Source organism: Mesotoga sp. UBA5847, assembly GCF_002432735.1.
GTDB lineage: Bacteria > Thermotogota > Thermotogae > Petrotogales > Kosmotogaceae > Mesotoga.
The window spans coordinates 20,872-39,154 of sequence record NZ_DJGL01000039.1 but is presented as its reverse complement, the minus strand read 5'-3'; the positions used below and the strand labels follow the sequence as shown (position 1 = coordinate 39,154).

The following is an 18,283-nucleotide window of genomic DNA, read 5'->3' as shown; positions in this document are numbered from 1 at the left end:
AAAGGCCGGGGTTGGGGGTAGCAATGTGCGGGTCGGAAAGAACGGAATAAGACGCAAGGCGCCCGAAAGCATCGGCGGACGCAAGGCTGGGAAAAACATCCCAGGTCGCAATGCTGCCTTCGGCAGGAGGCCTTCTCAGGTCAACCGTCCCCAGTCCACCGTCCTCCGAATCGGAATTCCGGCGAAGATTGTGAAGGGACGCAAGGCCTGACGGTTGCAGATTTCACCCCCGTTGTCCGCAGGCAATGCCTATTTGCAGAGAGTCCTGCCCCTCGCTGGAGGAGATCGCCGATCGCCACAGCGTCGCGTGTTTTCTTCACAAAGGAGCCGAGGCCCTGTGAACGATAACATTCTGGTTCTTGAAGCGGTCAACAAACACTTCCCCCTGAACTCTTTCAGAATGCGTGGAAAGGTTGTTCATGCAATGGACGACGTGTCTTTTCCTCTGCGAAGAGGAGAAGTGCTTGCGATAGTTGGAGAGTCCGGCAGCGGAAAAACTACAACTGCAAACGTAATAAGCAGGATCTACAAGCAGACTTCAGGCAGAGTAGCGTTTGAAGGAAGAGAGTTGAGCGGCAACATGTCTCGAAAAGAAGAGCTGAAACACCACAAGAGGGTCCAGATGATATTTCAGGACCCTTTCGGAGCCTTGAATCCGACAAGAACGGTTGGCGGGATTATGGAACGACCCTTCATAATTCACAAGATTGCAAAGGACAAAAGATCAGTAGCGGAAAAGGTCTATAACATACTAATTCAGGTAGGCCTTGAGCCACCCGAACAGTTTACACGGAAGTTTCCCCATGAGCTTTCTGGAGGTCAGAGACAGAGGGTGAATATCGCCAGAGCCTTCTCGATCGAACCCGACCTCATTCTGGCCGACGAACCCACTTCAATGCTCGACGTTTCAAACAGGATGAGCATAATGAACATGATGCTAAACCTCAAAGAGCGACATGGAGTATCCTTCATATACATAACCCACGATCTGGCCGGCGCCCGTTATATGAGCGACAGAATAATAGTTATGTATGCTGGCATGATCATGGAGATCGGTCCGGCAGAAGAGATAATTAACAGCTCTTTCCACCCTTACACAAAGCTGCTTAAATCGGCGGCGCCAGCCCCAGAAACTGGTCTAAAGCGAAAGCCTCTCATAACGGGAGGAGATATTCCCTCCCTAATCGATCCACCTAGTGGCTGCCGTTTCCATCCGCGTTGCCCATTCGCCGGAGAAAGTTGCTCTCTCGAGATACCCCCTATGAAGAAGATCGGCGAGGACCACTATGCGAGGTGCCTTCTCTAGTCCCGGAATTCTTTCTTTTCTCGGTGACTCCATTTTTAACATTGATGAGACAAACGCAGAAATGCATTCCCTGAGTCCGAGCAGCAAACGATAGAAATTTTTGACCGTGCCCTCTAGTAAAAGCAAAGACTAGCCAGTAAAGGCTCTTACCGGCCAAGAAAACCGAGCCAGCGTATCGTTCAGTCGGATATCCTGCGGGTCTTGAGCCAGTTGTACGCCTTGGGGCTGGATTCCCAGACCTGACGATAGTCGAGCGCATACATTGCAGCTTCTCTTTCGTCATCCTCCTCCTTCAGTTCTTCGAACTTCACAGATCCCATATCTCTGAAGAGCATTTCTACAATCAGAGGATTCGTTCTCAACGCGCGAAGCAGATATATGTTGGCATCTTGTTTTCTGTTTCTTATTGCACTGATGAAGGCGCGCCCCATAAGAAAATCTACATCTTCCTCTTCCAGGTAGCGTTCCAGCAACTTCTCGGCTTTCATGAAGTTTTTCTGCCTGAATAAGCTGTTGAGAAGCCCGTGCTTTGCATGCACATCATCTTCCCGGTCTATATCGAGAAGCATTTCATAGGTTTCTATTGCCCGAGTCTGATCACCGACCCTTATTCGAAGAAAATCCGCATAGTCAACGATTAGATCCAGCAGAGGCTTATTGTTCGCACGATCATACTCGAGTGAGTAAGACTCCGATTCGATTTCCCCTAATAGAGTTTCCAATTTCGAATAACCGGCTTCCAGAATGTATTGACATTTATTGTCTAAGCCTATCTCAGTGTACCCATTAGCCAGCATTGAGTAGAGCCGAAACTCGTATGGGTCTCTCGCAAGTGCGTTTTCCATCCGAACAACTCTTTCAGAACTATCCGGTATCGAGGCAAGCCTCATCAATCTGTAATTTCCTGGTGGGAGGTTGTACTCGATTGTGGGGGAATCCCCAGAACGCAAAACGGTTAGGCCGGGAATAAGATTCTTTCTCTCCTCAAAAATGATCTTGTGGAGATACTTTGTTGAATGATAGGCTCGTTCTAGAAGACGGGCCATTTTCGTGCTCAACGAGAGATCTTTCGAGAGTACCGGTGGAACTTTCGAATCAGAAACGAACCGATCAAAACGCTTACGGTCAGCCTTCGAAAGCATTTCATAAAGAAGCTTTGCTTTCGATGAATAGCCTGCCTTCTCTGCCACAAGAGCTGCTGCCAATCGAGTATTTGAATCGGTTTTAAGCTCTGTGACAAATGAAACCAGCTCCTCGAGTGATTCCGACTTTTCGAGGGATTCCTCATCGAGGAGAACAGAGCACACTCCACACACTATATCTGTCGCTTCTTTCTTTTCCTTGTTTTTCAGAAGCGTTCTAATAAATTTCATGATCGGTCTTCCTGAATGAGAGAAATCTGTATTGCGTACAATTTCACCAAGAATCAATGGAAGAGAATCATCAACAATCGAATTCTTCACAATGATATACAGAGGGCTGACCTGGTCTTCACTCCACTCAAGCAGATTTTCCGCGACAGTGGCGGCCTTCCTCCTTATTTGCTGATCCTTATTTATCAGAAGACAGATAAGGGAAAGTACAGACGCACCATATCCTGCCATCAATCCGGCATGAGTATCTTCGAAAATATACTGCAGCAGTGACACTTCAACATTTTTCTTCAGACCAAGGGCATAGTGTGCCACCATAGGCTCAATAAGCCCGAACACGACATCGGAATAAGGATTAACGTACTGCAAGTAGAACCTTGGACAGTATTTCGCCAGCCTCACTGCTTGATACTCAAGTTCTTTCTCCTCAGAATCTTCAATATCCGAATCAATTGTTCCGGCATGCTGAAGGAAGCACGAAAGCGCGCTGAGACCTGCGAGATAATACCATCGGGCCATTTCAGGTCCTCTGAATTCATTTACCCCCATTGCTTCATAGACTGACTCTTCATCATCTGAACCCGCAGAATTTCTGTTGGAAGCGCTATTCAGATTCTCACGTCGGAGCTTGTCGCCGATTTTGACGATCTCCTTCGCCACAGCAAATCTTGTTTCGAAGGGAATGCTTTCGTCCCAGACGAAAACACTCCAATAATAAAGCAAAAACAATTCGCTCTCTATAACCGTTTCATACTCGAGATCGAACACTTCGCACAGTAGCTTCGCGAGTTCCTCGATGGTGTCGGAAGAAGCCTCATAAAGAAGCTTCTCGCGATCAAAATCCGGCCCGGAGTAATCTGTACCCATCTCCATAAGATCTCTAAGATAGACAATTCTACTCTTCTGATAGGTATTCAAGATAGTTGCCCTCCTTGATCAAGTATCGTCAGAGGCTCCCCATATTCTCTTAGATTTCACAATTCACTCTGAACTCAAGAAAACTGCCTCTCCCTATCCTTCGAATCAATATACCCACTATAACTGGAGCGGTTGTCCTTAGCAAAAATCGTCAAGCCTCATATTTGTGATTTTTGGCTAGTCACATTAAGCACCTGTTTTTTCAATTATAAGGAATTTGGGTCTATCCATCTCCCTTTTCAAGAGTTCAGTTCAGAAGGGACTTTCGCTGAAAAAACTCAGAAACTCAACTATTCATCGGATCTCTTCTGCGTACTCACTTAAGAGGAAATGCCGTTCCCGTGAGAGAGGGGTTCACTCATATCTCCTTTGGCCACCTTACTTTTGCCCAAAAGCGTTTCTGAACGAATGGGCACGATTGCTCTAAAATCCTTCCTTGAGGAAGGAAAACGAAGAGCTGGAAGATGTGTTTCAAAGATCAGACGAAAGAGGATAGAAGTGAAGATATGCAGAGTGACAGATCTCGACCTTCGAAACCATCAATTCGCACCTCTAGCCTCTTTCTTCAAATACCGCATCGTAACGAACACAATCGGTCCACCCGATCGTGCCGGGTTTTGAGGTCAATTTCTACCTGTTCTGCCGGCAATTATTGGTTGGTAACCATGGAAGGGTTGGAAAATCGCATTCTCCACCTGAGCAACCGTAAATAAGGCTCTCGACTTGCAAGAAACAACTGCAACCTCAACTGGAGACCTGCTCCAAGTTGGCCATCATGAGAGGGTTTTCGCTCTTCTTCATGTTTCTCTTCAGGTACGAGAGAAAGTCTTCGGGAGGCTGATGGTCTCTGAACCCTTCGGCGATCTCTTCGGTTTCTTTCTCTTCTAGAGTTACTGATACTGTCAGTTCATCTGAAATCAGCCGCAACTCTCTTATTCTTCCCGGAGGCACGAACTCTTCGAACTCCAGGATTATCATGTTTTCCTCATCCCTCTTGAGAAGTATATCTGCAGTGGTAATATAGTCCTCAAAAGAAACTCTGGGCTTTTCAGAACCCAGAGCGGCTACCGCATAAATCGCTTCCATTTTGTCGATCTTTACCTCAAAACGATCACCTTCTAAACTGGCTTCCCTGTCCTTCAGAAAGATCCCCAATATCACTTTCTCCCTCCTTCAAGCGCCAGGCAGCAGGTCGAGATGACAGTATTCCAGTTTACCTCTGCCAACGGCCTTTCTCTATTACAAAGGACGATTGCCTCTCCATTCCTACCACTTCAGATTCGACTCTTGCTCACTCCCTCTGCCTCTATCTTCCCCCCTTCTCTGAGCCACCATCAAGCAAGCACGCTTTCACCTGCGAAGCGCCTTTCTAAGCACGTTTCCTGGACATCAGATACTTCACTTGGAATAAGCGCAGCATTACTAGAACGTATACGTTCTTCTAACCGGACTTTTCAAACAGGACAGACTTCCACGGAGTTTATCGAGACAATACTCAACTACATCATCAATATCACGATAGAATTGCAGCTGATTTACAAATACGCAACCTTGAATCGATTCTGTTTGACCATTGCCTGTTCAGTCAGTCGGATCTAGGACAGAAAGTGACGATGAGAACAGAATAACTTAGCGGATGAACTGTTTTAGATAGAGATCCTTCTCAAGAAATGACTTTCGCGAGTCTACTGAAGCAACTTTGCTTCTAGAGATCTCTGTTGGGAAGAAAGTCGAAAGAACTGGAATTTGGGACAAGTAGCCGAGTTACCTATGACGGGTCATTTAGCAGAACGGATCGCTTACTCTTTTGCACAGTTTGCATTACCCAGGACAATACCCTTCTTTCAGATCAATGAGAATAATAGCTCTAATCGCTGGTGATTGTGGATATACGTTTGAAGAGTTTGTAGATCAATCCTCATGGCATTAGTTTCGCCGACTCTTAATTGCTAGAATCACATGAAGAATTCAGATTTGCACGATTTGCATTGAATTGACGAGTTAGGAGGTCTTTTTCTGCCAACTCTGAGAGAGATATCGGAAATCACAGGCGTGGCGATTTCAACCGTGTCCAGAGTACTCAATAATGACAGCCGCATAAGCGAAGCCACCAAAAAGAAGGTCTTGAGAGTCGCGAAGAAGCTTGGATACCCGGGCGAGATATCCAGTGGCCGCGGCAGTAAGGTTGTGATGTTCTTCGTTTCCAACCCTCATAAATCAATCGAAAGCGATGAATTCTTCTCAGGAGTTCAGCGGGGGATACTGAGAGGGGCCGGGTCATCGGATATTCACTGCCTGGTTCAGTCGATCAGAAGCAAGAAGAGCTTCGATGAATCGCTGATCCCTCTCGATCTTGTCGAAGGGTTGATCGTGGGAGGCATCCCAATGCCTGACGATCTGAAGACTTTCCTGTCGGCAATGAAGATTCCGGTCGTCTTGATCGGCAAATACTCGGGCCTGGAAAACCTAGCGTCTGTAAACAATGATAATGTCAGAGGCGGTTATCTCGCCGCCAATGAAATTATCAAGTATAACTACTCTACAGTTACCGTCATTACAGGGCCGAGAAACGTCTCGACATTTGCTGATAGACTGGAAGGTTTCTTCAAGTGTCTTAGTGAAAACAGTTTCCCAACTGAGCGGGTAAAGATTATCGAATGCAACTCCTTCGAAGAGAGAGATGGAAGAATGGCCATCGAGAGACATCTCAGAACACCTGGAAACAGAGAAGTGATCTTCTGCACGACCGATTGGCTTGCGAAAGGTGTGATCGAGGCTCTACAGGACAGGAAGGTTTCCATCCCTTCAGAGATAGGGGTTATTGGATTTGGTGGGCTAGATTTCTGCAAAATGACCTCTCCAAAAATAACTACCGTCGCACTAAACCCATATCTTCTTGGAAGAATCGCAGTAACAATGCTTCAGGAGTTGATGGAGGGAAATGCTGAATCAAAGGGAGTTGTGTTTGTGGAACCGTTCTTGATGGAAGGTGAAACTCTAAGGGGGGAGAAGTAATGCATTTCAGAGAGCTAATGGATTCTAAAGGCAGACTCTTGGTAGTCAGTCTTCCCGAGAACAGTCTGGAATACGCGAGGGCTGCAGTTGAGAACGGTGCGGACGCAGTTAAGCTTCACATAAATGTGAAGCATAGGGTGACTGGAAAGGTTCATGTCACATGGACCGACGTCAGAGAGACCGCAAAGAACATCCATTCTGCTCTTGGCTGCTGTATGGGAATCGTTCCCGGAGCGGAAACAATGGCGTCAGAAGAGGAACTAGGGGAAATGAGCAAATTCGGCCTGTCTTTCTTTGACGTCTACGTCGACTACGCCCCTCTATATGTTATGAAGAACGATCTCTGCAAGATGCTGGCTCTTAATCATACATATTCCAAGTCGATGGCTTCATACTTAAAGAAAGCTGGGGCAGATGCCCTAGAGATCTCGATCATCGATCCCAAGGACTACGGGAAAGATCTTTCGCTGGAAGACCTTCTCGATTATTTGGAAGTGCTTGAGCTTTCAGGACTGCCTTCCTTTATTCCAACCCAGAAGAGGATTACCGTGGACGAAGCAGATAGAATTCTAGATCTCGGCTTCAAGGGGCTGATTATCGGCCCTATCGTAACGGGAATTGAAATCGGGAGTTTTTCACGGATTGTCAGGGAGTTCAGCAAGATTACCAGAGACTAACAGGGAGGTGTGGTAATGAAGAAATGGATTTTGATTCTTATCATCTGTCTTGCTCTAGGCTTCACGGCAATTGGCAAGACGAAGGTTACGATTTGGTTTGCAGGTACTACAGAAGCTTTGATGGAGGCCGTAGATGATCACCTGGTTCCTGCCTTCGAGAAAGCTAATCCCGACATTGAGCTCGCGGTTGAGTATATACCTTGGGGAGAGCTTTCCACAAAACTTACAACTGCCTTTGCCGGCGGAATAGGACCAGATATATTCATGCACGGCCAGGCTGCGATCGCGGGATTTGCTGAAACGGGCGTGATAATGGACATCGACAGTCTCATCGACAAGCTAGAGGACCCTGAAGACTTCGGAGGTACGCTGGGTGTTGGCCTTTACAGAGGCAAGAACTTCATGGTTCCAGTGTTCGGTTCGGGCAGACTTCTCGCCTACAGGGAAGACTTCTTCATTGAGAGCGGTCTCGACCCCGATGAACCGCCGGTAACCTGGGAACAGCTGAGGGCCTATGCCGAGGCGCTGACAGTCTATGAATCGGGTAGGCTAGTGAGGGCCGGCCTGGACATTCCTGTATCGGCGATTGATCTTCAGCAAGTATGGACAGGCTTCCTCATTGCAAACAACGGCGCTCTCTTCGACAACGACTTCAATCCGACTTTCAATTCCCAGTCGGGAGTGGAGGCTCTAGAGTATTACGTAGGCCTGATACGAGAGGCCAAGGTCGCTTCCGAATACGGTCTTACCCCGATCGGAAACCTTGAGCCGATTGCGGCTGGCACAGCGGCAATGTGTTTCATGAACAACGAATCTCTCGCGGCCATCAAGGAATACAGCCCGGACGTTTACTCCAAGATTCGTCTAGCCTTCCCACCTGCAAGATATGGGAGAGCCGCTTTCTACTCATTCGCGGGTTTCATGGTCTCCAGCAGCACAAAGGACCTGGAAGCAACAACAAAGGCCCTTTCCTTCATGACGTCGAAGGATGCGCTTATTGCTATAAACACGGCTCTTGGGAGTCTGCCGCCAAGACAGTCCGGCGTCGTGGCCGAGTACATTGCGAATGATCCAAATCTGATGAAGTTCGTGGAAGGCTCGAAGTATGCCTATGGAAATCCGAATGTTCCGTTCTGGGTTCAGGCAAGAGATATTATCTCAAAGTATCTCGAACGTGCAATTATGGGCGTCATGACTCCGAAAAACGCGTTAGACGGAGCGGCCGAAGAAATCAGAAAACTGAAGTAATTACCGAAGCCGGCTCTTCCTAAGGATGGGCCGGCTCATCTATTTCTAAGAGGTGAAGCGTGAGCGGTGCGGGCAATCTCAAGAGGCGAATAGCAGTAACGGCTTTGATATTCATTGCGCCGGTGCTTATTTACAACATAATCTTCAAAATAGTCCCCATCTTTGTCTCTTTCTTTCTGAGTCTAACTAAATTCTCGGGTTTCGGAGAGGCCAGGTTCATTGGGCTTGCGAATTACGCCCGAATATTCGGTGACTCAGAGTTTTGGAGAGCGGTTCTGGTGACTTTTCAGTTCTCAATTGAAGTCCTGCCTCTAAACATGCTGATCTCTCTGCTGCTTGCCTTGCTTGTCAACAGCGGGTTAAAAGGAATCGGGATTTTCAGGGCGATCTACTATCTTCCAGTCATTACTCCTATGGTTGCGGCAAGTATGATCTGGATCTGGCTCTATGATCCTCAAATCGGTATATTGAATTTCCTCCTTTCGCTTTTCAATATACCCCCTGTGAACTTTCTCAGGAATCCAAACACAGCTCTTCACTCCATTGTAGCTATGAGAATATGGAGGGGAGCAGGATGGAACATGCTCATCTATCTGGCCGGTCTTCAGGGGATATCTAAGAATCTGTATGAAGCGGCAGCGATAGATGGTGCCTCGTCTATTCGGAGGTTTTTCGGGATCACCCTCCCTCTACTAAGACCGGTTCATATCTATGTATTGATTGTCGGTATGATCAGCACTCTTCAGTCCTTCACGGAGATGTATGTCATGACAGGAGGGGGTCCGCTGCAATCTACAACGACGGTCGGACTTCTTATTTACAGAGCAGCTTTCGACTACATGGACATGGGCTATGCAAGTGCAATGTCGTTCGTTCTTGGGATAATAATCATGACTCTGTCCGTCGTAAGTTTCCGATCACGTAGACAGAAGGAGGCCTTCGAATGAGGAAGAACAAGGTGAGGACCATATTACTTCTTTCGATCGCGGCAGTCATTTTCGGGTCGCCCTTCTTCTGGATGGCAATCTCCTCTCTAAAGCCAAACGCAGAGTTATTTACCTGGCCGCCTACATTCCTACCGAAGACAATTACTCTGGAACACTATCAGTCGGCGCTCACCTCAAGAGGCTTCAGCAACTATTTCATGAACAGCGTAATCGTCTCACTTGTTTCGATGGCCTTCAACCTCGTGTTTTGCTCGCTCGCAGGCTATGCTTTTGCCAGACTTGATTTCCCTATGAAGAATGTTTTGTTCATCCTTCTACTGAGTACTATGATGATACCTGTTCAGGTGACTTTGGTTCCGACTTTCCTTATGGTGAAGTCATTTCCGCTCGTGGGCGGAAACGATATTCTGGGAAGGGGAGGCACCGGACTTCTCAATACATATGCCGGTCTTGTAATCCCTCACATAATGACTGTCTTCGGAGTTTTCATAATGAGGCAGTTCTATATGCAGTTTCCTAAAGAACTTTCGGAGGCTGCAAGGATCGATGGGGCCTCAGAACTGAAAATCTTCAGGAGGATCTTTCTTCCGCTTGGAAAGCCCGCGATGTCGGCCCTTGCGATCTTCACATTCACCCAGGCCTGGGATGATTTCCTCTGGCCCCTCGTAGTAACAAGCGACAGGTCTATGAGGACTCTGCAGCTGGGATTGGAAGTGTTCAAGAATAGGTACACAGCCGACTGGGGACCACTTATGGCGGCCACGACAGTTTCCATTTTGCCCGTTATTTTTATATTTCTCGTGTTTCAAAGGTACTTCACAGATACCGCTTTGAGTTCTGGAATCAAATAGACTGGGAAGTGAAGAAATGGATTTAGTTTATGATGTTGTAGTTGTTGGCGGCGGCGTGGCTGGCGTATCGGCGGCTATTGCTGCCTCCAGGACAGGAGCAAGAGTGCTTCTTCTGGAGAAGGATATGTCATTTGGCGGAGTTCTTACTACTGCCCTCGTAAACCCGATGATGACATTTCACTCATCTGAGAGACAGGTGATAGGCGGGATCGGACAGGAGATCATTGACAGGCTCGTTTCAATGCGTGGGAGTTACGGACACATAGATGACCCCATCGGATTTGTAAAGTCAATCACCCCTTTCGATCCCGAAAAGATGAAATCATTGCTGATTGAGATGCTCAAAGAGGAAGGCGTGGACTTTCTGTTCAACTCACTTGTCCTGCATGTTTCGAGAGAGGGAGACTCAATCACCTCTATAACAACTGTCAGCACAGGCGAGCAGAACAGAGTGAATGCAAAGGTTTTCATCGATTCAACGGGCGAGGGAAACTTTTCCATACGCGCCGGAGCCTATTACAACATCGGAGACGGAAGCCCTTCCAGCTGCCAGCCGATGACTTTGGTGATGAGAATCGGGGGCGTTGATAGAGAAGAGATAGTGTCTTATGTTACAAGGAACAGAGATGATTTCGTCATAAGTGAGCATACCGACCTGAGCTATCTGGGAATTGCCGGGTTCTTCAGCTTCATGAAAAGGCTTGACGACTACGCAATCTACTTCAAAAGGGACAGGCTCTTGTTTTTCGAAGTCCCCTACCATCCCGGGCAGATATTCATGAACACAACCAGATACGCCGGTTACGCCAACAAAAGCAAAGAACTAACTGAAGCCCAGACCAACGGGAGCACCGATGTCTGGCGATTCATGGACTTCCTCAAGAAAGAGATTCCCGGATTTGAAGACTCATTTCTAATTCAGACCGGCTGTCACATAGGGGTGAGAGAGACCACCCACATAGTGGGAGATTACGTTTTGAGAACTAGTGACTTGATTGATAGAAAAACATTTGATGACGCCATTGCAGTAGGGTCGTATCCGATTGATATTCATCTGCCCGGTTCGGCACAACTGAAGACGATCTCAATTCCTTACCCGGGCGAGTACCATATTCCCATGAGTTCTCTCATACCAAAGGGTCTGGCGAACGTTATCCTTGCCGGAAGAGCAATAAGTGCCGATCATACGGCCTTCTCCGCAGTAAGGACCAGCCCGCTGGCAACTGCAACCGGCATGGCGGCAGGGATTTCTGCGGCACTTGCCGTGAAACATAGAAAGCTTGTCAGAGATGTGAACATTGACCTGATACAGAGAGAGATCGTCGAGATGGGAGGAATTCTTTGAAGACAGTAGTTGTTCCAATGGATGAAAGACCCCCAAACTACCAGCTGGTTTCCATGATTGCAGATCTTAATGGTATTGAGATCGAGCTCCCGAAAAAGAGTTTGCTGGGAAGATATATGAAGCCGGGAGAATGCGAGGAATTGATTGGATGGATGCTTTCAAGGGAGGCAGACAGATTCATAATCTCTGTCGATATGCTATCTTACGGCGGTCTCATAGCCTCAAGGGAGGAGGAAATAAGCGCGGAGACAGCTCTCGAAAGGCTGAGGTCGGTGAGAGAGCTGAGGAGAAGATTCCCCAATGCCGAGATTTTCCTTTCCTCAATTGTCAGGAGAGCGTCGGTCTCAGTTTCATCGGCTGGCTCGAAAGAACTGTGGACTATGCTTAACAAGTATCTGTGGCTCTCGGGCCATGGAAAGGTGGAGGAGGCTGAGACCGTAGAAGATGAACTACCCAGAGGATTTATCAGCAGATATCGTGAACTCCGTTTGAGAAATCACCGGGTGAACAAGGAATGCCTCAGGCTCGTCAAAGACGGCTGTGCAGATCTTCTTGTGCTTGCCCAGGAAGATACCTTCCAGCATGGCCCTCAGGAGAGAGAACTAGACATACTTGAAGGAATCGCAAAAGACTTTGACATCGAAGATAGAGTCTTCATACATAACGGCGCCGATGAAGTACTTCAGGAGATGATTTGTTACAGACGAGATCGGGAATATCCTGTCGATATCATCTATGACTCTCCAGCAACAAGGGACAAGGTAATGGATTTCGAGGACCGGGAATTCGGCAAGAACGTAGAGTCCCATATGAAGCTTCTAGGGATGAGGCAGTCTTTAGATTCTACAACCGGCATTCTGATCGCCGGGACATCTACAACCGATTCGATTGAGGCTCTGAAGAACCTGAGCAAGAGGAAGCAGAGGGTCTTCATACTGGACGTTTTCTATCCAAACGGGTCCAATCCTTCCTTTGTTGAAGCTTATCTGGGGCTGGGGCTGAAGAACGTCTGGGGATACTCTGCCTGGAATACGGCTTCAAACAGCCTGGGGACTCTTCTTTCTCTGGCTTTGACTTCCGGTTCCTGTGAAGTGAAAAAGAAGGCTCTCGCCGAGTTTTACATTTCACGGCTTCTTGACGACCATCTTTACCAGGGCGTTCTAAGAAAGGCTCTGGAGAAGATAGTCGATGAATCCGGTGGCGACGTATACAAGGTTAGCAAGTCCAAAGGGCTCTTTGAAAGCTTCAGAGACGATGTTTTCGTACCGAAAGCAGAAGAGTTCCTTGAGAGATTCATTCGTGGGAGAAAACTGGACATCTATGATTTCTCCTCTTCAAAGAATCGGATCTCGATTGAGAAGTTCAGTCTTCCATGGGGCAGGACATTTGAATGTGAAATAGAAGTCAAGATTAACTGAAGCAAATCTCTTCTCAACGAGAAAAAAGGGGGGCTCTTAGTGAAGAAAAGAGTAGCTATTGTAGGCGCAGGTGTATGGGGAAGAACGCACGCATTCCTGTATAAAGAGCATCCAGAAGTTGAGCTAGTTGGCATCTGTGATCATGACAGAGAAAGAGCAAAGAGATTTGCCGAAGAGTTTGAAATTCCAAATATATTTGAAGATCATCGCCTTATGCTAGATAGGCTTGGCTTTGATGCAGTATCGGTAGTCACACCGGATTTCGCTCATGGTGAGATAGTTGTCGATTGCGCAAATGCCGGAAAGGATATCCTCGTAGAGAAGCCGATTGCAACAACTAGAGAGGACCTGATCATGATATCAAAGGCGGTAAAGGCCAACAACATACGGGTAATGACCGATCTTCACAATAGATGGAGTCCTCCCTTTGCAGTCGCCAAACAGATGCTTGATGATGGGGAACTCGGAGACCCGGTAAGCGCCTATTTCAGATTGAATGACGTTCTCTGGGTTGCGACAGACATGCTGCCCTGGTCAAGCAAATCGTCTATTCTATGGTTTTTGGGTAGTCATTCGGTAGACACTTTGAGATGGTTCTTCGGCGATGAGGTAGATTCTGTTTACTCTGTCAGTTCTTCCGGTGTTCTGAAAAATTTGGGGCATGATACAACCGACATTTATCAGACTATCCTAACCTTCAAGAACGGCGGGATAGCAACAATGGAGAACAGCTGGATAACGCCCAACACGAATCCGTGCGTAAACGACATCAAGTTCAACTTCACGGGCAGCAAGGGCATGGTTAATCTTGACCTCAGCAACAACCAGATGATCGAGAGCTTCACTCAGAAAGAGTGCAAACATCCCGATGTGCTTGTAAATCATTTCGTTCATGGCAAGGCAAAGGGATTTGCATATGAGAGTATCCGCCATTTCATCGACTGTCTGGCGACTGGGGATGAGTTCCTCATAAATCTCGATGACGCCATCAACACCTCGCTTGTCGTTCTTTCGATCCTCGAGTCTGCCGAGAAGCGTCTTCCGGTGAAGGTGGAGTACTTTGCCACAGACTGAGGAAGAGGCGTTCTAGCATCTGTTATTTGGTGAAGAGAATCCCAGAGTACCGCACTTTGCAAACAGGTGAATTCTCCTACTCTTTTGCTGCGGGGAGTTGCGGAGATCATTTCAGATAAGGGTGACTATGTGTCTCTACACTTAAAAGAGATGTCTGAAGGGCTTGTAACTGTTATTATGTAAGGCTTTCATAGGGTTCTAGCGTCAACTTCTTTCGGAAAAATCTCGAAATGTTTTGAGGGAGAACTTCGATCTGTATGAATCACTTGTATAATCGTTCCATTTGATTGATTTTTACGACCGACGCGCTTTGTGCAGATCTCGGTTCAAGAGAGGCAAATTGAAAAGCCCTCCACTGTAAGCAGAGTTATTACGATTGCTCTGAGCACCGCGCCAAAGGCACAAAACCTCTATAGCTCGGCATAAAACTTGAGGATCTTAAGTGCCTTTAGTGTAAGCCATTTCGAAGGCTTTCCATTTTCCTCGATGGGAACAAGCATCCCGTCGTTCAAGGAGTTTTGCATCTTCCAGAGTCCTTCTTTGTTTCTCTTGAGTGAAACGATTTCGATTGCATCCTGAAGCTTGGGATCTTTGATTCTAAGCTCGGCGAATATCTCAAGCAATTCCAGAACATCCGTCTGGTACATCAGGGGAAAACCAAGTCTTAACCAGCCCGGCTTTGCGACTTTCTCCGGATCATGACTCTTCATGTAGAAACGGTGTTTCAGGAAGTACTCTGCGAGCTCAGCTATCTTCTCGTCTATCTTCCCGTTCCGTTTCTCCTCCGGAATCGCAGCTACAGCCTTCAAGGCCTGAGCTACGCCCATGTGGCATGAGTGGCGTCCCCAACAGGATTCGTATCTCATGTAGACCTCTCCTTCGGGTGGTTTATCTACTCCGTCATCCGTCCGCTGAAAGGCGTATATCCAGCCGATTGCCTTCTGAAATCTTTCATCCTCAAGGTAGCCGAGCCTTATGAGCGAAAAAACCATGTTGCCCGTAAGGCAGGGGATTACACCTCCCGGGAGACCTGACAGTCTCTTGGCGCTTCGAGAATACGAAACCCTCCTAGCTCTGTCTCTTGCGAATTGCTCAATATGAACTCACAGGCCTTCTTGACTCTCTCGTCATTTGGATCTGCCCTCATCTCTGCCAGAACGATAAGATTCCATACTGTACCGCGATACTTATCTGTGTAGAACCTCTCTGGTTTTCCTCACGAGCCGTCATCGTTCTGGAGGTCGAGCAAAGCAGGCACCACCCCACGCTTCATTATTTCATCTCTCGTTCTTCTGACTTCGCTCGAATCTTCTGCATGACCCAGAAGAGAAGTCAACGTCAAATACCTTACAGAAGGATTCTCCTCTTCTAAAAGCCAATCACGTGTCTCTTGCACCACCTTGATCGCCCCCCGGAAATGCCCTATTCGATCATTTTTACGTCCCACATCTAGCGAAAGAGACTTGCATTTTCGGCAAAGAAGTGACCCTCGCTTCCACTTGCTAAACGGGGAGAGTAGTGAAATCTGCCATCATTTTTGTGGGATCTCGCTGTAGGTTCTTGGCAGACTAGGGAGAATCGACATATCCTACAAAGATAGGATAGTCGAGTTATCCTGATTTCATTACTAATACCTCGAACCCGAAGGGAGCGAGTTCTTCTCATCCGATCCTTCTCTTCAGTACTACTTTTGAGGAACCTTAGATAAGGAAAAACCGTTCGCCGTCTATACAGCCTAAAAGGGCCTTTCAAAGAGTTGGCCAGGATCTTATTTTCAAAGATCCTGGCCACAGAAGTCCTTTTTTTGATTACCTAACATCGCTGTACGTTGGTTAGTGTCAGTGGCAAGAACTAGAGATTGAAAGTCTAATTAGCATGTTGCTATTACTTGACTGCCGGTTCTTCAAGACTTAGGATAACTCTTTCGAGACATTGTGGTCTAAAGCAAAGACGATTTGTCTAGAACCGTCTTCGGATATTGTTGGACGAAAGTCCGAAGTCTTGAACTGGCAAGACACGCTTGAAATCCTCTAGATTTCCACTTTCGACACATCTGCCCGGTCCTTGGATCTCTGCGCACATCCGTAATGCACCACAAGAAAATCAGCTTAAGAGATGACTATAAGTATTTGATAGAGTGGTGGTAGGATATGGAGACCGATTTCGAGGGTTTTCGTCAGCCGTCAGATAAAGCTGACTAGCCTTTCTTAAGCGGCAAGAACAGAAGTACACAGCCAACTGCTATTGAGATAACACCTGCCCAAATCGGAATCTGTACAGTTTCTTTCTCCTTCACCTCAATCTCTGCTACGCCAAGATCGACAGTGTGACTATCTTTAGTGTATGTGAACGCTCCATACACCAAACCCAGGACGCCGGCTACAACAAGCACAATTCCAATAATCTTAACTACACCCATAAGATCCCCTCCAACATTGCCATCAGGCAATTGTCGAGCTGTATTGTCTTTGCATGAATGTTTTGTTGGTCAAGACACTAACAGCTTCCTTAACAATTCACTCATATATTTATTATATCCTAATAACCTACAAACTGTGTGTCTTTTGAATACCCTCGCACTAGTATGAACTGAAAATCTCGTCCTCTAGTTCGGAAAGCTCAGTAAGCGAAGATGCTATCGGGATTTAATCAGTATACTCAAGGATTCTGTAAGAGGTTCCTCATTTTCCAGATACCATCAAATGTATTCCAAGTAAATGGTCTACAAAGATAAGATAACCTCTCGGTTCTGATTCTCAAGCGGGGAAGCTAACAGTATGGCAAATACCAATGAGAGCATAGAATGATGATCTGGTATCATTGTTGGGAAAAGAGGTGCTTGATGGAGATAAGAAGAATCGACAGCTCTTATAAAGACAGAATCGTAGAGATCTTCCTGATGTCGTTCGAATACTTTGAACCGGAAGAGAGCGAATTCTTCTTCTCAGATCCCTCCCTCTGGGAATATGTTTGGGGTGCATTCGATGAGGAAAAGCTAGTGGCTGCATACATAAGCTACAAGTATCTAGCGAAGATCCGCACCAAACCTTTTGAATGCAGGTACGTCGAGGCGGTGGCTACACTGCCCGAATATCGCAACAAAGGTATTACAAAGGCGATCCTCCTTAAAGACATGCAGGAGGCTATAGAGCACAGGGTCACTTTTATTATGCTCGATCCTTTCAAGCATGACTTTTACGTAAGGCTGGGATTCGGGCTTGGCTTCGAGAGCCTTGAGTTGACTTTCGATTATTCTCTTCTTTCAGATGAACTAAAAGACGACAGTCTCAAGCTAGTTTCCGGTAAACTTCTGAATAACGCAGATATGAAGCGGCTTATTGAAGAAGCCCGGAAAGTCATGTGGGAAACCTCTCGTTACACCGAGGTGCTGGAAATTGCCGCTTGCAGCCAGGAGATATTCCACAAGAAAGATCTCTTCGGAGCCGTTGCCACAGATGGTAAGGGCACACCCCATGGAATGATGATTTATTCCAAGAAAGAAAGGAAGATGGTGATCGAGAAATTCAACTTCACCGATCTTGCCGGCCTTTATTCACTGAAGAGATTCTTGCTGAATCATAGGGACCAGATTGCAACTTTCGAAATGAGGACCATGCCGCCAGATTTTCCAATAGAACTCTTCTTCCATTCGAGATGGCAGGCTGGAAAAGAGCTCAAGATGATAGATGCCTCATCGCGGATGGTTAGAATTCTCGACCCGCTTCAGGTTATCTCAAGACTCATGGATACTTCTGTCTCCGGAAGCGTTGTTCTGAAGATACATGACGGGCTGCTTCCCGAGAACAATGTGAAGATCGAAATCGGAGACGGTGTAGCGAAGATAACGGAAGCCGCAGAGGATTTCGAGATAGAGATTTCGGATCTTGTCCCTCTTCTGACGGGAAGGCTTTCGCCGATAGGTCTGTGGCGACACGGGAGGCTTCGGAAAGGCTCCTGGAAGAACGTCCCATGGGGAATCTCTGAGATTCCAGAAAAGGTTTGCATTCTCGAATCGATCTTTCCCAAAATCGTCACTCATAATGCTTTGTAAGGTACTTTTAGCAACTTAATCTAAAACGGTGATTTGAATGAGAGCAAAGCAAGTAATAGT

Annotated in this window: 17 protein-coding genes; 12 read left to right on the top strand and 5 right to left on the bottom strand. The window is 46.9% G+C overall.

Going from position 1 to position 18,283, the window contains the following annotated elements:
• The 3 genes from B3K91_RS04460 to B3K91_RS04455 all read left to right on the top strand — a co-directional run.
• A partial coding sequence (locus tag B3K91_RS04460) for a hypothetical protein (RefSeq protein ID WP_292594090.1) occupies positions 1-211 on the top strand: 211 nt, incomplete at its 5' end.
• A gap of 34 nt (positions 212-245) precedes the next feature.
• Positions 246-341: a hypothetical protein gene (locus B3K91_RS13595; protein ID WP_414674581.1), complete on the top strand. Its 96-nt coding sequence runs from the start codon at positions 246-248 to the stop codon at positions 339-341.
• Entirely contained in the window at positions 338-1,306 is a 969-nt protein-coding gene (locus B3K91_RS04455) for an ABC transporter ATP-binding protein (RefSeq protein WP_292589725.1), read from the top strand. Before B3K91_RS13595 ends, B3K91_RS04455 begins: the two co-directional genes overlap by 4 nt.
• A gap of 179 nt (positions 1,307-1,485) precedes the next feature.
• On the opposite strand, the gene B3K91_RS04450 is transcribed toward B3K91_RS04455, so the two are convergent.
• Together B3K91_RS04450 and B3K91_RS04445 are read right to left on the bottom strand one after the other, a co-directional pair.
• A complete protein-coding gene (locus tag B3K91_RS04450; protein WP_292589728.1) occupies positions 1,486-3,597 on the bottom strand; it encodes a tetratricopeptide repeat protein in 2,112 nt (703 codons plus the stop codon).
• Between the two features lie 744 nt (positions 3,598-4,341).
• The gene (locus B3K91_RS04445) at positions 4,342-4,758 is read right to left on the bottom strand and encodes a hypothetical protein (RefSeq protein ID WP_214078428.1); all 417 of its coding nucleotides are present in this window, start codon (positions 4,756-4,758) and stop codon (positions 4,342-4,344) included.
• Between the two features lie 831 nt (positions 4,759-5,589).
• Here B3K91_RS04445 and B3K91_RS04440 point away from each other — a divergent pair.
• Genes B3K91_RS04440 through B3K91_RS04405 form a run of 8 tightly spaced genes read left to right on the top strand, consistent with a single transcriptional unit; the run spans position 5,590 to position 14,172 of the window.
• The gene (locus B3K91_RS04440) at positions 5,590-6,612 is read left to right on the top strand and encodes a LacI family DNA-binding transcriptional regulator (protein WP_349682099.1); all 1,023 of its coding nucleotides are present in this window, start codon (positions 5,590-5,592) and stop codon (positions 6,610-6,612) included.
• Entirely contained in the window at positions 6,612-7,289 is a 678-nt protein-coding gene (locus B3K91_RS04435; RefSeq protein ID WP_292591835.1) for a hypothetical protein, read from the top strand. The genes B3K91_RS04440 and B3K91_RS04435 overlap by 1 nt, the downstream gene beginning before the upstream one ends.
• A 15-nt stretch (positions 7,290-7,304) precedes the next feature.
• The gene (locus tag B3K91_RS04430) at positions 7,305-8,537 is read left to right on the top strand and encodes an ABC transporter substrate-binding protein (RefSeq protein WP_292591837.1); all 1,233 of its coding nucleotides are present in this window, start codon (positions 7,305-7,307) and stop codon (positions 8,535-8,537) included.
• A 59-nt stretch (positions 8,538-8,596) separates the two neighbouring features.
• Entirely contained in the window at positions 8,597-9,484 is an 888-nt protein-coding gene (locus tag B3K91_RS04425; RefSeq protein ID WP_102818890.1) for a carbohydrate ABC transporter permease, read from the top strand.
• Positions 9,481-10,335, top strand: a complete 855-nt coding sequence (locus tag B3K91_RS04420) for a carbohydrate ABC transporter permease (protein ID WP_292591839.1) — start codon at positions 9,481-9,483, stop codon at positions 10,333-10,335. The genes B3K91_RS04425 and B3K91_RS04420 overlap by 4 nt, the downstream gene beginning before the upstream one ends.
• Before the next feature lie 16 nt (positions 10,336-10,351).
• Complete coding sequence (locus tag B3K91_RS04415; RefSeq protein WP_292591841.1) at positions 10,352-11,680, top strand: FAD-dependent oxidoreductase; 1,329 nt, start codon at positions 10,352-10,354, stop codon at positions 11,678-11,680.
• Positions 11,677-13,098, top strand: coding sequence for a DUF4127 family protein (locus B3K91_RS04410; RefSeq protein WP_292591843.1), 1,422 nt, complete (start codon positions 11,677-11,679; stop codon positions 13,096-13,098). Before B3K91_RS04415 ends, B3K91_RS04410 begins: the two co-directional genes overlap by 4 nt.
• A 39-nt stretch (positions 13,099-13,137) precedes the next feature.
• On the top strand, positions 13,138-14,172 hold the full coding sequence (locus tag B3K91_RS04405) for a Gfo/Idh/MocA family protein (protein WP_292591845.1): 1,035 nt from the start codon (positions 13,138-13,140) through the stop codon (positions 14,170-14,172).
• A gap of 410 nt (positions 14,173-14,582) precedes the next feature.
• On the opposite strand, the gene B3K91_RS04400 is transcribed toward B3K91_RS04405, so the two are convergent.
• The 3 genes from B3K91_RS04400 to B3K91_RS04390 all read right to left on the bottom strand — a co-directional run bounded on the left by B3K91_RS04400 (position 14,583) and on the right by B3K91_RS04390 (position 16,591).
• Positions 14,583-15,164: a hypothetical protein gene (locus B3K91_RS04400; RefSeq protein WP_214060592.1), complete on the bottom strand. Its 582-nt coding sequence runs from the start codon at positions 15,162-15,164 to the stop codon at positions 14,583-14,585.
• A gap of 224 nt (positions 15,165-15,388) precedes the next feature.
• Positions 15,389-15,571 carry a hypothetical protein gene (locus B3K91_RS04395; protein ID WP_292594087.1) on the bottom strand — a complete coding sequence of 61 codons (183 nt, stop codon included), beginning with the start codon at positions 15,569-15,571 and terminating at the stop codon, positions 15,389-15,391.
• A gap of 798 nt (positions 15,572-16,369) precedes the next feature.
• The gene (locus tag B3K91_RS04390) at positions 16,370-16,591 is read right to left on the bottom strand and encodes a hypothetical protein (RefSeq protein WP_292591848.1); all 222 of its coding nucleotides are present in this window, start codon (positions 16,589-16,591) and stop codon (positions 16,370-16,372) included.
• Positions 16,592-17,014: 423 nt separating this feature from the next.
• On the opposite strand from B3K91_RS04390, the gene B3K91_RS04385 reads away from it, so the two are divergent.
• The gene (locus B3K91_RS04385; RefSeq protein WP_292594085.1) at positions 17,015-18,223 is read left to right on the top strand and encodes a GNAT family N-acetyltransferase; all 1,209 of its coding nucleotides are present in this window, start codon (positions 17,015-17,017) and stop codon (positions 18,221-18,223) included.
• Positions 18,224-18,283: the final 60 nt, after the last annotated feature.

Coding starts and splice junctions, on each gene's coding strand:
- B3K91_RS04400 (WP_214060592.1), bottom strand. CDS start 15,164: ATGGTTTTTTCGCTCATAAGGCTCGGCTACCTTGAGGATGAAAGATTT.
- B3K91_RS04435 (WP_292591835.1), top strand. CDS start 6,612: ATGCATTTCAGAGAGCTAATGGATTCTAAAGGCAGACTCTTGGTAGTC.
- B3K91_RS04430 (WP_292591837.1), top strand. CDS start 7,305: ATGAAGAAATGGATTTTGATTCTTATCATCTGTCTTGCTCTAGGCTTC.
- B3K91_RS04415 (WP_292591841.1), top strand. CDS start 10,352: ATGGATTTAGTTTATGATGTTGTAGTTGTTGGCGGCGGCGTGGCTGGC.
- B3K91_RS04420 (WP_292591839.1), top strand. CDS start 9,481: ATGAGGAAGAACAAGGTGAGGACCATATTACTTCTTTCGATCGCGGCA.
- B3K91_RS13595 (WP_414674581.1), top strand. CDS start 246: ATGCCTATTTGCAGAGAGTCCTGCCCCTCGCTGGAGGAGATCGCCGAT.
- B3K91_RS04390 (WP_292591848.1), bottom strand. CDS start 16,591: ATGGGTGTAGTTAAGATTATTGGAATTGTGCTTGTTGTAGCCGGCGTC.
- B3K91_RS04385 (WP_292594085.1), top strand. CDS start 17,015: ATGGAGATAAGAAGAATCGACAGCTCTTATAAAGACAGAATCGTAGAG.